The following is a 13,608-nucleotide window of genomic DNA, read 5'->3' on the forward strand; positions in this document are numbered from 1 at the left end:
GGGGCATCCGCTCTCAGAGTCGTCCAGGGCCACCCCCCCGGCCCCGTGCGCCTCGACTCCGCCGACGGCCCGCCCCCCCAGGCCGTCGGCGGAGTCATGTCCGGGCTGCCTGCCGGCAGGGGACGCGGGCGGGCCCCTTCGGGTAACGTGCCCGATGCGTATGCGCAGGTCAACGCCGGGACGAGGAGGGGTGGAAGCACGTGGCCGGCCCACCGGAAGAGAGTGCGCCGCCTGTGCGGCCGAACGGCGGCGACGGCGCCTGGGCGCAGCAACTGCTGGACCATCTGCGGCCCGCAGGCCGCGATCTCGGCCGCCTCGTCGCCTGGCTCGCCCGCAGCACCGGGGCGATCGTCTGCCTCCTGGACGCCCACGGCCGCCTGCTCGCCGGTGAGCCGCTGCCGCTCGACACCACCGTGGTCGCCGACGTCTGCACCGGCCGGGTCGCCGCCGCCGCGCTGGAGGACGGCGTACGACACGTTCGGCTGGTCGGGATACGGCATCCGGGACCCGGCCCGGCGGCGGGCGCGGTGCTGGCGCTCGCCCGCCCGGCGCCCTTCGACCGGCACACCGCGGAGATCCTCAATCACACCGCAGGAGTACTGGAACTGCTGCTCAGGGAGCGCGAGTTGGCGGACTCGGGGCGGCGGCTGCGGCGGGCGACGGCCGACCTGCGGCTCGCGATCCTGCAACTGCTGATGGTGGAGGACACCGTCTCCGCCCGCCGTGTCGCCGCCGGACTCTGGCCCGGACTGCTGGAGGAGGACACCGCCCGCGTGTACGTCGTCGAGACCACCGCCGCCGAACGGGACCGGCTCGCCGACGCCTGCGCCGACGCCACCGGCGGGCGGGCGCTCGTCGTGCGCTGCCCCGCGATGGACGGACACGTCATCGTCGTCGGCCCGTCGAGCGAGGTCGGGGAGCGGCTGCGGTCCCTCGTCTCCGGCCGCCCCGGCACCTTCCTCGGCGGCAGCCCCCGCCAGCGCCTCGCGCTGACCGCCACCGCCTACGGCCAGGCCGTCACCGCCCTCGCCGTGGCCCACTTCCGGCCGGAACGGTCCGCGGTCTACGCCGCCCGCACCCGCCCCGCCCAGCTCATGGACCCGGCCGGGCTGCGCGCCTGGGCCGGCGCGGTGCTGCGCCCGCTGGACGCGCTGCCGCACCACGTGCGCGCCGAACTCCTCGCCACCACCGGGCTGGGCCTGGAGTTCACCGCCGTCAGCGCGGCCAAGGTGCTCGGCGTCAGCCGGAACACGGTCCGCGCCCGGATGGACCGGGTCGCCGGGCTGCTCGGCGCCGACTTCTCCCGGCTGGCCGTCCGCGCCGTCGCCCACGTCGCGCTCAACACCGAGGCGGCGCACGGCCCGTACGACCCCGGCGGCCCGGCGGCCGGACCTGCGGACCGGGGCGGGCTCGCGGAGTTGTTCGGCACGCGCGCGCTGCGCGCCTGGGCCGAGGGCCTCCTCGGCCGGCTCGACGAGGACGGCCGGGACCTGCGCGGCACCCTGCGCGCCTGGCTCGCCGCGGACGCGCACGCCGAACGTGCGGCGCAGTCGCTCGGCGTCCACGCCCAGACGGTACGCGAGCGCGTCCGCTCGGCCGAGCCGGTCCTGGAGCGCCGGTTGACGGCCGGTGGCACCGATCTGTACGAGACCGTCCTCGCCCATCTGGTCGTCGGTGAGCTGCCCGTACCCGAACTCGGTACGACGAAGCGGGACCAACCGGACTCACCTGTGCACGGGTGAGTGCCGGGCGGGCCCCGCCGGGCACCGGTGCACTACCCCGACCCGCCGCTCGCACGTAAGTTCAGTGTGCCGCGGGGCACGACCGGAACGGGGGACCGGTCGGGGCCCCGCGGCCTCGTCCTCTCAACCCGTGGGCGTGCGCGGCAGGTTGTAGACGTGTGCGGGGGAGAGGATCGACGTGATCGCCCTGCCCACCAGCGTGCTGGGCTCCTGCCCCTGGTACGCGGTGCCGGTGTTGAGGAGCACGACGAGCGTCGTCCGCGTCGGCGGCGGCGCCCTTGATCGTGTCGGTCTGCGGGGTGATCAGCCGCTGCTTCTGGGTGGCGGCACTGATCATCCGCTTGCCGTAGCACAGGAGAGCCCGCGTCGCACCCCCCGCCGGGCCGGACGGGTGCCGAGGGGGTGCCGACGGGATGCTTGTACGACGGTTACGGTGCCTCGTTCGAGCGACGAGCTCACCCGACCCGGTGAGCCGGCGCGGCCGGGCGTACCGACGGCGGCTCCGGCGCGTTGCCCCGGCATGGACCGCTTGGACGGCTCGGGCCGCGTGAACCCGGCGTACCGCTCGAACCCGGCGTACCGCCTGGACCGGATGGACCGGCTGGAGCAGCTGCGCCGGGCGGACCGGTCCGAGCAGCCGGACCGGGCCCGCGAGCCGATCTACGCCCGGCTCGTCGCCGAGTGGCGGGCGCACGGGCGGGCCGTGCCCGCGGAACCGGACGTGCTCTTCGCCGTCGTGCGCGGATTCGCCCCGCGGGCCCGGCCCGTGGCCGAGCGCACCTGACCGGTCACCGCCCGCCCAGCGGCGCCAGCACGGCGAGCGTGCCGTTGGCCTGCCGCAGCGCCTCTTCGAGGGCGGCGGGCGCGTGCAGCGTGCCGGTGCCGTCGGGCGGGACGAGCCACTCCACGAAGCGCGAGGGCCGGTACGGCGGCGGTACGGCGACCCAGGCCCCCTTGGTCGCGTACCGCAGTCCCGCGCCCACCCAGCCCCCGGACGGGTCCGGCGGCAGGAAGAACCCCACCCGGCCCGCCGCCGTGTCGACCAGCGTCGGGCCCGGCGCGGCCGCCCCGGGCCGCCACAGCAGGTCCAGGGCGAGCAGGCCGAGCTGGTCGGGAACGCTCAGCACGTCCCAGAAGCGACCGACCTCCAGCAGCGCGATGCCCTCCCCGTGATCCCACTCCCACTTGCAGGAGCGGGGGTCCGCCGCCGCGGCGGCCAGCCACTCCACTCCCCGCGTCCACATCGTGTTCGTCATGCACTGCTCCGGATGTCCTCGCCCGCCTGCCTCGGTGCAGGGGACGGCCATGGCCGGGCACGTCGTGCGTCCGCACGGCGACCCGGCATATGCATGCTCGTAGATATTTCTACATGGCGGAAGGGGTGGCGCAGCGTGGCGTTTGAGCTGGTTCGTTCGAACTCCGGCCGCCGGTTCGCCAGTTGGGGGAAAGGCGGAGGCGGGGTGTCACCCTTTCGGGGACGGATCCCGGCGCGGAGCGGGCCCGCCGGGTGGCGGGTCGGGGGCGAGCACCAGCATGGTGACGTCGTCCCGGACCTCGTAGCTCAGCCGATCGAGGTCCTGCCAGACCAGTCCGGGCAGCTCGGCCCACGCGGAGCCGGGCCCGCAGGACAGGGCGGCCAGCCGGGCAGGCAGCGGATAGAAGGCGTCACCGCCGTCCCGTGCCCGCGCCTCCCACACCCCGTCGGAGGCCAGGAACAGCAGGTCGCCCGGGCCGAGCGCCACGGTGACCTCCTTCGGCGGTTCGACGCCGACCAGTGCCAGCCCCAGCGGCGGTCCCGGCGCGACGGTCACCTCCAGGGCGCGTTCCCCGTCCAGCAGCACGGGTGCCGGATGACCGCAGGCCACCACACGCACCGCACGGCCGTCGGCGGAGAACTCCAGCAGCACCCCGGTGGCGAACAGCTCCCCGTTCGGCACGCCGGCCGCGTCCACCGCCAGCCTGCGGTCCATCCGCGCCGCCACGTACTCCAGGTCCGGCTGGTCCAGCACAGCCTCCCGGAAGGCGCCGAGCAGCGACACCACGGTCGCGACGGCCGACAGCCCGTGCCCCCGCACGTCCCCCATCACCGCGCGCACCCCGTACGGTCCGGCGCGTACGTCGAAGAAGTCGCCGCCCACCAGGGTCCCGTCCTGCGCGGCCCGGTAGAAACCCGTGCACCCGACGTTCCCGACCCGCGCCGGAAGCGGCGGCATCACGGCGCGCTGCACCGCCTCGCCGATCTCCCGCTCCGCGTCCAGCTGGGCGTCGCGGTGACTGCGCACGTACGACACGAACACGCTCAGCGCGGCCACGAACACGATGGTGAGCAGATCGGTGTTGCCCGGGCGGTTCAGATGCGTGGCCGGGACGTTCAGCGCCACGACCACGCCGACGCCGAGGGCGCCGGTGGCCAGCGGGCCGTACGACAGCACCGACAGCGGCGGAATGGCGCCCAGCAGAAAGCCGAGGTCGCGGGCGTGGGGGGTGACCACCGTCGCAACGCTGACGGCGACGAGCAGTGCGACGGGCAGCACCCTGACCCAGAACGGCGGCGGCGCCCCGCGCAGCCAGCCGCGACCTTTCAGCTCCCCACGCGCCGACCAGCCGCGCACCGATCTCACACCCTCAACCTACGCCGCACCCGCGGCCCGGGCCTCCCGCCGGGGGAGGGCAGGGGCGGCGGGCCGGGGGCACCGAGGCGGCGGCGTGTGGAGTGAGCGGCCGGAGCCCCCCGGGGCGGGCTACTCCTCGCTGTCGGACAGGCGGGCCTCCGCGGCCGAGAGGATTTCGGTGACGCGCAGGCCGAAGGCCGCGTCGCAGGCGTGGGGGCGGCCGGTGCGGACGGCGGCCAGGAGGGCGTCCGCGGCCCGTGCGAGGGCGGGGACCGCGCCCTCCGAGCTGCCGGGCAGCTGGGTCGTGCCCGCCTCGCCCCGCAGCTCCACGTCGGCCCCGGCCGCCGCCGGCGGCGCCGTCAGGCTCAGGGTCAGGGTGCTGGAGGCGCCGGTGGCATGGTCGAGGACCAGGTGCACGGTGTCCGCCGGACCGTGCGCCGCCGCCCGCACCTGCCGTACGTCGCCGAGGACGGGGAGCAGGACGGACAGCGCGTGGGGGCCCACGTCCCAGAGGGCTCCCTTCTCGCGTCGCCACGGTGAGGCCGCGAACGGGCTGTCGGACGTGAACACGGCCCCCAGCCACTGCGCCCGCGCCGTGAACCAGCCCGCCACGGCCGCCTGTTCCTCGATCCAGGCCTCCGGTTCCTTCTGGAAGCGCGCGGTGAAGAACACCACGGACGCCACCCCGGCCCGCTCCGCCGCCGCCACGACGGCCCGGCCCTCGGCGACCGACACCGCGAGCGGCTTGTCCAGCAGCAGATGACGGCCCGCCCGCGCCGCCCGTACCGCCAACCCGGCCTGCACGGACGGCGGCACGGCTACCGCCACCGCGTCCACGTCGGCCAGCAGCGCGTCCACGTCGTCGTACGCCGGGACGTCGTACCGCTGCGCCAGTTCCCCGGCCGCCTCCGGCCGGCGCCCCCACACCCCCGCGAACCGGAGGGCGGTGTGCCCGGCGAGCGCGGGGGCGTAGGCCGCCCTGGCCCACGGGCCTGTTCCCAGCAGTCCGATGCGCATGCAGCGTTCCCTTCTCCGAGCCGATGCTCCCCGCACCCTCAAGATGCTGCGCTCCGGCCGCCCTCCGCACACCGGCGTTCCGAACCGCCTTCCCCCGCGAGCCAGTTGGCGATCGTCGCGGCGATGGGCTGACCTGTGTCCATCTCGACGAACCCGAACTGACCCGACTGGTTGCACTCCAGGAACCACCAGATCCCGTCCGCGTCCTCGGCGAAGTCGAATGCGCCGTACGCCAGTTGCGCGCTCTTCATGTACCGCCGTACGCCCTCCGCGACGCTCGCCGGCACGTCGGCGGGCAGCCAGGGGGAGACCGACGGGGCGAAGCGGACGTCCACGTCGTCCGGATGGGCGTCGGGGGCGGTGGGCTTGCGCGCGGCCAGCAGGGTGTCGCCGACGACGGTGAGCCGGATGTCGGCCCGCTTGGCGATCCGCCGCTGGAGCAGCGTCGGGCCGAACGCGACCGCCGAGAAGTCCGTGTCCGGCGCGACCCGGCTGGTCGGCACCGCACGCGGCGGCTCCTGCGGATGCGCCCCGGAGACCGGCTTGACCACCAGGTCCGGAAAGCGCTCCGCGAACTCCCGCGCGGCCTGCGGGAACGTCGTGATGAGCGTGGCCGGGACGGGCAGGCTTGCGTGCTGGGCCAGATGCAGCTGCCACGGCTTGTACCGGGCGCGCCGGGCCGCGTCCGGATGGTTCATCCAGCGCGTTTCGCCGCACCGCAGCATGCCGTACAGCGCCTGCGTGGACTCCTCCGTCAGCCAGGCCGACGGGTGAGCGGCGCGCGCGGCCGCGGCACCGGGCCTGCGTACCCAGACGGAGCGCAGGCCGTTCATGCTCACGAGGCGCCCGCCGACGGACAGATGGCCGTCGTAGGCGCCCTGCACGTACTCGCCCGACAGTGCCACCCCGTTGGTCAGATCGGCGGGGTCGAGCCGGACGACGGGCACGCCGGCCTCGCCCAGCCGGAGGACCACCATGTCCGCCGTCACGTCCTCTTCACTGGTCAGGATGAGTACGGTCATGTTCTCGGGTCCGTGGTTCAGTCGTCGAAGTGCGTCTTGGAGCCCGCGGTGGACGTCGTGGTCCCCAGGGCCCTGAGCGTGGCGTGGTCGGTGGCGGCGGCGCGCCCGTCCGGGAGGACGTTCAATTGCAGTCCGGAGTCGTACGCATACGGAGTGGTGACGTCCAACTGCACAGCGGGCCGCGCGTAGTTGAGCGTGAACGGTTGCATGGTCTCTCCCTGGTTCGGCTTTTCACGTCCTTATACGAATCGAACGAGTGGATGGTTTCCTTACGCTGCGTAATCGCAGGTCGGAGTGGGTCCCGTGAGGGCGACCCGCACGGAAACCACACTTCGTCGGCCCGTTCCGAGGGCCGGATAGCATGCCCTCATGGCACATGACGCCGACGATGTCCACGACGTTCACACCGCAGGCCGGTCGAGACCCACCGCCCTCGGGACCGGCGCCGGGGCCGACGGCACCACCCGTGCACCGGGTCGCCCAGGACGCTGCGTTGCCCGGCCGGTTGCTCACAGCGACGACGTCACGGCCGGCCACATCGGCGCCGCCCTCGGCCTCGTCGACGGCCTGCGTCGTCAACTGGACGGCTGGGAAAGCCACGTGGTGACGGCGTCAGCCAGTAGGCGTCAGGTGGTCAGGTGGGAAGAGGGCGTCAGGTAGAAAGACGGATGTGGAAATGACGGACCAGCCCGACGAGCTGTTCTCGGCGGTGGACTCGCTGCTCGCCGCCGTGGACGACGGCACCGTGCTGCCCGCCCCGGCGGAGCGGACACGGCTGCGCGAGGCGGCCGGCCTGACCGAGGCCGCGGTCGCGCAGGCCCTCGGTGTCCGCGTGCCCAGCATCCAGGCCTGGGAGGCGGGCCGCGCCGAACCGAAGGGCGACCGCCTGGAGGCCTACCGCCGCCTCCTCGACGGCCTGTCCCGGCGCTACCCTGCCCCGGCCACCGCGCCGGGGACCGCGGCGGACGCGCTGTCCGGCTCGTCCGGTCCGGATGCCCCGTCGCCCCGACCCGCGGTTCCGGCCACCGAGTCGGCCCAGCCGCCCACGCCCACCGTCCCGTCGGCCGCAGTGGCGTCCTCCGGTCCGGGCACCGGGGCCGCCGCACTGGGCCGGCCGCCGCATCCGACGGCGCCTGCGCACCCGACCGCTCCAGCCACCGCCGCCGGTCAGCCCGCCCCTGCGACCCCTGCCACCGCTGCGGGAGACACGCCTGCGCCGACCCCGGAATTCCATGGTCCGGCGCACGCCCTCCCCGGACAGGCGGCCGATTCCGACGCGCCCGCAGCCGCCGTCCACCCCGGGCCGGCACCCGGCACGCCCGGCTCCGCCGCCACCCGGCAGGCGCCCGGACCGGCCCCGCGCCCGGCGGCCCGCCGCCCCGCCGCCCGCAAGGCCGCCCCCGGCACGTCCCGTACCCCCTCCCGCTCCGCCTCGGCCGCCGCGGCTCCCTCCACCGCGCCCGGCCCCGTCGACCCCCGCTTCGCGCACGGTCCCCTCGCCGTGCTGGACGCCGATGACGACGGCCGGGTGAGCGCGTACTGCGTCGGCGGGCTCGTGCTCGACGTGCCCGCGGCCTCGCTGCCCGACCTGGTGGAGTGGACCCTCACCGAGGCGCGGCTCGGCCAGCCCCGGCTGCACCGGTCCGGGAAGGACGCCGATCCGCTCGTCGTCCTCACCGAGTCGGCGTGCGTGCGCTACGGACTGCCGCCGAAGCTGACCGACGAGGAGCGGCTCGCCGGCCGGATCCCCGACACGCACAAGGCGGTCCGGCAGCTGCTCAAGGCCGACTGGCTGCTCACCCGGCGCGGATTCGGCCCCTGGGCCTGGGTCTACCGCCCCGCCGAGGGCAGCCGGCGCCACAGCGTCCACTTCTGCCTGCCGTCCTGGAACGCGCTGGACAGCCGGTACTGGGGCGGCGCGGCCGACCTGCCCCCCGCGGAACTCGCCCACGTCCTCGGCACGTACGCCACGCGCGTCCTCACCCCGTGCGGTTCCACGGCCGTGACGGGCCTGGAGCTGATGACCGCGCTGCACCCGCCGACCCGCGCGGTGCGGGGCGAGCACGGCCAGTGGGTGTCCGCCCCGAACCCGGGCGCCCTGACCGAGGCCGTCGACTGCGCGCCCTGCGAGGCCCCGGACGGGCACCCGCTCCTCGCCCACCTGCCCCGCTTCCACGAGCGCACCCCGGCCGAGATGCTCCGCGAGGAGGCCTACGACTGGGCCCGGCCGCTGACCGACGAGGAGTGCATGCGTCCGTACCTCGTCGGCATCGACGTCAACATGGCGTTCGCCGCGGCGGCCAACCGTACCGTCGTCGGCCTCGGCGCCCCGGCGCACGTGCACAACCCGGAGTTCGACCCGGCGCTGCCCGGCTCCTGGCTGGTCGACCTCTCCCACGTACGGCTCGACGAGCGCCTGCCGAACCCCTTCACCCCGGACGGCGAGCCGCCCGAGGGGCCCGCCTGGTACGCGACACCGACGGTGGCGTACGCCCTCGAACTCGGTTACGAGGTCGCACCGTTGGAGGCGTACGTCCGCCCCGGGCACGGCCCGTACCTGGACGCCTGGTACACCAGGCTGCGCGACGCGTACGTCGCCACGATGGCCGACCTCGGCGTCACCACCGGCATGGCGCCCGAGGAGTACCTCGCCGCGATGGAGCGGCACAGGAGCCGCGACCCGCAGCTCGCCCTCGTGCTCTCGGCGATCAAGGCCACGGTCAAGGGCGGCATCGGCAAGCTGCGCGAGCGCGGCCGCTCCGGCTGGCGGCCGGGGGAGCGGTGGCCGGCGCTGGACCGGCCGACCTGGCGCCCGGACATCCGCGCCGCGGTCATCTCCAAGGCCCGGGTCAACATGCACCGCAAGATGCTGGCCACCGCGCGCGCCACCGGCCAGTATCCGATCGCGGTCCTGTCCGACTGCGCGGTCTACGCCTCCGCCGGCCCGAGCCCGCTCGACTTCCTGCCCTACCGGGACGGCAAGCCGCTGCCCGGCGGCTTCCGGGTCGGGGTGAGCCCGGGCATGGTCAAGCACGAGGGCACCCAGAGCGTGCTGTGGGCGGAGGGCCTGCGCGAGGAGTACGGCGACGGGCTGAACCTCGCCCGCTACATCAAGTCCGGCGAGATCACCGCCCCGGACGCGGGGGAGTAGCACCGGCCCCCGCCCGCCCCCCGCGGTCCTGCCTCACCGCGCGAGCGCGCTCCGCGCCACCGCCAGCGCCTGTTCCGCGTAACCGCGCCCGAACAGTACGGCGTGCACCAGCAGCGGGAACAGCTGGTGCACGCCCACCCGCTCACGCCAGCCGTCGGCGAGCGGTGCCGTCGCGTCGTACCCGGCGAGCACCCGGTCCAGGTGCGGGCAGCCGAACAGCGCGAGCATCGCGAGATCGGTCTCGCGATGCCCGCCGTGCGCGGCCGGGTCGATGAGCCGGACCTCGCCGTCGGCGCCCCACAGCACGTTGCCGTTCCACAGGTCCCCGTGCAGCCGGGCGGGCGGCTCGGCGGGCCCGGCCAGCTCCGGCAGCCGCGCGCAGACCCGCTCGAACACGCTCGCCTCGCCCGGCCGGAGCGTGCCGCGGCCGACCGCGCCGCGCACGTACGGCAGTACGCGGTGCTCGGCGTACCAGCGGGGCCAGTCGGCGCCGGGTGTGTTGCGCATGGGGGCGAGGCCGATGAACGCCTCCTCGGGGCCGTCGGGCGGCGGCGCCCCGAAATCCGAAGCACCCGCGGCATGCAGGGCCGCCAGGGCCTGGCCGAAACGCAGCGCCGCCTGGGGGTCCGGATGTCCGGTGTGCACCCGCTCCGTCACCATCCAGCGCTCGTCGTGCCCGAGCACCGCCGGCACCCGGACCGTGCCCGCCGCGGCCAGCCAGCGCAGCCCGGCCACCTCGGCCCGTACGGCCCCGGGCGCGTCGCCGCGCTTGACCATCACCCGGGTGCCGCCGTCCAGCGTGACCTCGGCGGGCGAGCCGGACCCCGCCCGCGCGCCGGCGACCGGGCGACCGGTGAGCCGGGACGCCGCCCGGCCCGGATCCTCGTGAGCCTCGTCTCGGTTGACCACGGCCCCAGAGTACGGCGCTCAACAGTTGCACGGGACACGGAACTTCGAGCATTGCTACGACTGTTTCCGGCCAAAACCAGGCAGTAACTGCACGTGCTGATTCCGTACGACTAGCGTGAGGGCGCCGCGCAGCCACACCGGGGGCACCGGGCCCCGCAGGGACTAGCGCGCGGCGGAGGATTCCCTCTGTGACCACAGCATCCGTGCTGCTGGCCGACCTCTTCGAAGTCCAGCCGTACACCTCGCACTGTGAGGTCATCCTGGGCGAGGGCGCGCACGCGGTGATCGGTGTCTCCCCGGGCAACAGCTACTTCTCGGCGCGCCGCCTGCATGCCCTCGCCCGCTGGGGGCTGGACCACTTCGACCGGGTCGACTTCGTCTACACCGACCTGTACGTCGCCGAGATGTACGAGGCGTCGGGCTATCCGCCGGACGAGGCCCGGCGCAAGGCGGTGAAGAACCTGCGCGGTGTGCGCGCCAAGGTGCGGGACGCGGTGAACGAGGCGGACCCGGGTGGCGCGCGGCTGGACTGGCACCCGATGTCGGAGTTCCGCACCAACCCCGCCTATCAGGAGATCCACCGGCAGCTGGCGGCGCGGCTGGGCACCGACGGCGCTTTCCGGGCCGTCTGCGACGCCCTGGTGAATCGTTTCCTCACCGCGCGCGGCGAGGAAACGACCGAGCGGCTGCGGGCCGTGTGCCTGGAGTACGTGTGCGCCGAGGCCCCGCTGTTCCTGGACACGCCCGCGATCCTCGATGTGCCCTCCTCGCTCAACTGCTACCACCAACTGCTTCCGATGGCCGAGCTGTTGTACTCCCGAGGCGCCGGTCTGCGCGCCTCCCGCAACCAGGGCCACGCCGTCGTCACCCCCGCCGCCTTCGAAGGAACCGCCGCATGACCACCGCCACCGGCACCCGCGCCGGCCACCCGCCCCTGCCCGACTTCCCGTTCTCCTGGAACGGCACCCAGGTCCCCGCCGAGGTCGAGGAGATACGCGCCGCCACCCCCGTACGCCGGGTGCGGACCATCGCCGGTGACGAGGCCTGGCTCGTGACGTCGTACGAACTGTGCGCGCAGGTGCTGAAGGACGACCGGTTCTCCCTGAAGGACACCTCCGCTCCCGGAGTGCCCCGGCAGTACGCGCTCACGATCCCGCCCGAGGTCGTGAACAACATGGGCAACATCACCGGCGCCGGACTGCGCCGCGCCGTGCTGAAGGCGCTCAACCCGAAGTCACCGGGCCTGCTGGAGTGGCTGCGCGAGGAGGCGCACCGGCTGGTGGACCGGCTGCTGGCCGACGGCCCCACGGCCGATCTGCGCGGCGCGTTCTGTGAGCCGTACTCGGCGGGCATGCACTGCCTTATCCTCGGCATCCCGCAGACCGAGGCCCCGGCCTTCTCGCGCAGCCTCGACATCGCCTTCATGAACGCGCCCTGCCCGATCACCGGCGCGCGGATCAACTGGGACCGGGACATCGCCCGGATGACGGCCCTGCTCGACGACGCGGCGACGCACGCACCGACCGGCCTGATGGGCGAGCTCGCCGCCCTGCGCGACGACCCCGACTACGCGCACCTCACCGACGAGATGCTGGCCACGGTCGGCGTCACCCTGTTCGGCGCCGGGGTGATCTCCACCTCCGGCTTCCTCACGATGGCCCTGGTCCACCTGCTCACCCACCCCATCGCCCGCGACCTCCTGCGGGACCGCCCGGACCTGATCGGCCCCGGCGTCGAGGAACTGCTGCGCGTCAACCTCTCCATCGGCGACGCCCTGCCGCGCCTGGCCCTGGCGGACGTCCGGCTCGGCGACGTCGGCATCCGCGCGGGCGAACTCGTCCTGGTGCTGGTCGAGGGGGCCAACCTGGACCCCGACAAGTTCCCCGACCCGCACCGCTTCGACGTCCACCGCGACAACGCCGCCGACCACCTCTCCTTCGGCGGCGGCGCCCACTACTGCCCCGCGACCGCGCTCGGCCGCGCCCACGCCCGCATCGCCCTGGAGGTCCTCCTCGCCCGTCTTCCCGAGCTCGCCCTCGCCGTCCCGCCCGGCCAACTGGTCTGGCGCACGGGCTTCATGAAACGGATCCCCGAACGCCTGCCGGTCACCTGGTAGCGGGCGCCGCGCGTCCGCCCGCACGGCGCCTCCGGCCCGGAGTCCCGGGCCGGGGTGCCGGCGGGTGCCCCGGACCCGACCGGTGGCCGGCGAGCCGGCGTACCCGGAATCTCCATCCGCGGGCGGCGGGCTACGCCCCCCGGGGCAGGCCCACCGGGTTGCCCGGCGGCAGCAGGCCCGAGGCCATGACGGCGCCGGCCAGTGGGTCCAGCAGTGCGGCGAGGCGGGCGCTGCGGTCGGGGCCGAGCGCCGTCCAGGGACCCTCGGCGGCCGCGTCGGTCAGCGCCTCGACCTCCGTGCGCAGCGCCGCCCCGGCCAGGGTGAGCGACCCGTCCGCCGCGAGCAGACCCCGCCCGCGCAGCCGGGCCCCGGCCGACTCCCAGTCGGCCCGCTCCCACCTGCGCGTCTCGCGCAGGAACTCCCCGTCCGACTCACCCTCCGCGGCCTTGAGCACCATCGCCTCGACCGGCCCGAGCCCCTGGCTCACCAGCACCGCGACATGCGAGTCGCCCCGGTGCTCGCGCAGCGTCGTCAGGCCCTGCCACAGCCGCGCGGCCGGGCGCCTGGGGCGCTCCAGCGTCTGGTTGGCGGCGGCCAGCACCCGGCCCGTCGTGTCCGCCGCCGCGGCGGCCTCCCAGGCCAGGTCGGCCGCCTCGGCGAACTCGGCCGAGCCGACGGTGTCCGCGCCGAACAGGCCGGTCATCGCCGCGTCCAGGGCGTCCAGACGGGCAGCCAGCACCTCGGCCGGGGCCGCGTACCCCCAGGCGTCCGGCAGGGCCCGGGCCACGCGCGCGGGGTGGAAGACGTAGAAACAACTCGTCACCACGGACGGGGACACGGCGCCGAGCGGCGCGGCGCGCAGCGCGAAGTACCCCATCCAGTACCCCCGCAGCCCGAGTGCGTCCGCCGCCCCGCGCACCTCCGGCGCGAAGTACACGAGATCGTGCACCGGCTCGTACCGCTCCCACAGGGCCCGCGCCATCCCGTCCGCCACTGTCGTCTCCCGCCGCCTCGACCTGCCGCACCTGTCACATCCGTT

Annotated in this window: 13 protein-coding genes; 5 read left to right on the forward strand and 8 right to left on the reverse strand. The window is 75.0% G+C overall.

Annotation, left to right across the window (positions count from 1 at the left end; translation table 11 throughout):
- The first annotated feature begins 200 nt into the window (after positions 1-200).
- Positions 201-1,742 (forward strand): helix-turn-helix domain-containing protein, encoded by a 1,542-nt coding sequence (locus ACFC8N_RS12370; protein ID WP_356023834.1) that lies wholly within the window; start codon positions 201-203, stop codon positions 1,740-1,742.
- Between the two features lie 123 nt (positions 1,743-1,865).
- Here ACFC8N_RS12370 and ACFC8N_RS12375 read toward each other — a convergent pair whose 3' ends face one another.
- A complete protein-coding gene (locus ACFC8N_RS12375) occupies positions 1,866-1,988 on the reverse strand; it encodes a hypothetical protein (protein WP_376288063.1) in 123 nt (40 codons plus the stop codon).
- Positions 1,989-2,262: 274 nt separating this feature from the next.
- Between ACFC8N_RS12375 and ACFC8N_RS12380 the strand changes: the two genes are divergently transcribed.
- Positions 2,263-2,526 carry a hypothetical protein gene (locus ACFC8N_RS12380; protein ID WP_356023838.1) on the forward strand — a complete coding sequence of 88 codons (264 nt, stop codon included), beginning with the start codon at positions 2,263-2,265 and terminating at the stop codon, positions 2,524-2,526.
- A 4-nt stretch (positions 2,527-2,530) separates the two neighbouring features.
- Here ACFC8N_RS12380 and ACFC8N_RS12385 read toward each other — a convergent pair whose 3' ends face one another.
- From ACFC8N_RS12385 to tgmA, 5 genes are all read right to left on the reverse strand, one after another.
- A complete protein-coding gene (locus tag ACFC8N_RS12385) occupies positions 2,531-2,998 on the reverse strand; it encodes a hypothetical protein (RefSeq protein WP_376288064.1) in 468 nt (155 codons plus the stop codon).
- Between the two features lie 207 nt (positions 2,999-3,205).
- Entirely contained in the window at positions 3,206-4,363 is a 1,158-nt protein-coding gene (locus ACFC8N_RS12390) for a PP2C family protein-serine/threonine phosphatase (RefSeq protein WP_376288065.1), read from the reverse strand.
- Positions 4,364-4,483: 120 nt separating this feature from the next.
- The gene (locus tag ACFC8N_RS12395) at positions 4,484-5,371 is read right to left on the reverse strand and encodes a Gfo/Idh/MocA family oxidoreductase (protein ID WP_356023844.1); all 888 of its coding nucleotides are present in this window, start codon (positions 5,369-5,371) and stop codon (positions 4,484-4,486) included.
- A gap of 38 nt (positions 5,372-5,409) precedes the next feature.
- A complete protein-coding gene (gene tgmB / locus ACFC8N_RS12400; protein WP_376288066.1) occupies positions 5,410-6,393 on the reverse strand; it encodes an ATP-grasp ribosomal peptide maturase in 984 nt (327 codons plus the stop codon).
- A 17-nt stretch (positions 6,394-6,410) separates the two neighbouring features.
- Positions 6,411-6,602, reverse strand: a complete 192-nt coding sequence (gene tgmA / locus ACFC8N_RS12405) for a putative ATP-grasp-modified RiPP (protein WP_071376133.1) — start codon at positions 6,600-6,602, stop codon at positions 6,411-6,413.
- A gap of 467 nt (positions 6,603-7,069) precedes the next feature.
- Between tgmA and tap the strand changes: the two genes are divergently transcribed.
- Positions 7,070-9,544 (forward strand): telomere-associated protein Tap, encoded by a 2,475-nt coding sequence (gene tap, locus ACFC8N_RS12410; RefSeq protein WP_376288067.1) that lies wholly within the window; start codon positions 7,070-7,072, stop codon positions 9,542-9,544.
- A 33-nt stretch (positions 9,545-9,577) separates the two neighbouring features.
- On the opposite strand, the gene ACFC8N_RS12415 is transcribed toward tap, so the two are convergent.
- Positions 9,578-10,453: a fructosamine kinase family protein gene (locus ACFC8N_RS12415; RefSeq protein WP_376288068.1), complete on the reverse strand. Its 876-nt coding sequence runs from the start codon at positions 10,451-10,453 to the stop codon at positions 9,578-9,580.
- A 188-nt stretch (positions 10,454-10,641) separates the two neighbouring features.
- Between ACFC8N_RS12415 and ACFC8N_RS12420 the strand changes: the two genes are divergently transcribed.
- Complete coding sequence (locus tag ACFC8N_RS12420; RefSeq protein WP_356023852.1) at positions 10,642-11,352, forward strand: tRNA-dependent cyclodipeptide synthase; 711 nt, start codon at positions 10,642-10,644, stop codon at positions 11,350-11,352.
- Entirely contained in the window at positions 11,349-12,569 is a 1,221-nt protein-coding gene (locus ACFC8N_RS12425) for a cytochrome P450 (protein ID WP_356023854.1), read from the forward strand. The genes ACFC8N_RS12420 and ACFC8N_RS12425 overlap by 4 nt, the downstream gene beginning before the upstream one ends.
- Before the next feature lie 130 nt (positions 12,570-12,699).
- Here the strand turns inward: ACFC8N_RS12425 and ACFC8N_RS12430 are convergent, their stop codons facing one another.
- Entirely contained in the window at positions 12,700-13,563 is an 864-nt protein-coding gene (locus ACFC8N_RS12430; RefSeq protein WP_376288069.1) for a hypothetical protein, read from the reverse strand.
- Between the last annotated feature and the right edge of the window lie 45 nt (positions 13,564-13,608).

This window comes from Streptomyces sp. NPDC055966 (genome assembly GCF_042269865.1).
GTDB lineage: Bacteria > Actinomycetota > Actinomycetes > Streptomycetales > Streptomycetaceae > Streptomyces.

Excerpts from the sequence above, each read along its gene's own strand:
- tap (WP_376288067.1), top strand. The coding sequence starts at position 7,070 with ATGACGGACCAGCCCGACGAGCTGTTCTCGGCGGTGGACTCGCTGCTC.
- ACFC8N_RS12385 (WP_376288064.1), bottom strand. The coding sequence starts at position 2,998 with ATGACGAACACGATGTGGACGCGGGGAGTGGAGTGGCTGGCCGCCGCG.
- ACFC8N_RS12395 (WP_356023844.1), bottom strand. The coding sequence starts at position 5,371 with ATGCGCATCGGACTGCTGGGAACAGGCCCGTGGGCCAGGGCGGCCTAC.
- ACFC8N_RS12425 (WP_356023854.1), top strand. The coding sequence starts at position 11,349 with ATGACCACCGCCACCGGCACCCGCGCCGGCCACCCGCCCCTGCCCGAC.
- tgmA (WP_071376133.1), bottom strand. The coding sequence starts at position 6,602 with ATGCAACCGTTCACGCTCAACTACGCGCGGCCCGCTGTGCAGTTGGAC.
- ACFC8N_RS12380 (WP_356023838.1), top strand. The coding sequence starts at position 2,263 with ATGGACCGCTTGGACGGCTCGGGCCGCGTGAACCCGGCGTACCGCTCG.
- tgmB (WP_376288066.1), bottom strand. The coding sequence starts at position 6,393 with ATGACCGTACTCATCCTGACCAGTGAAGAGGACGTGACGGCGGACATG.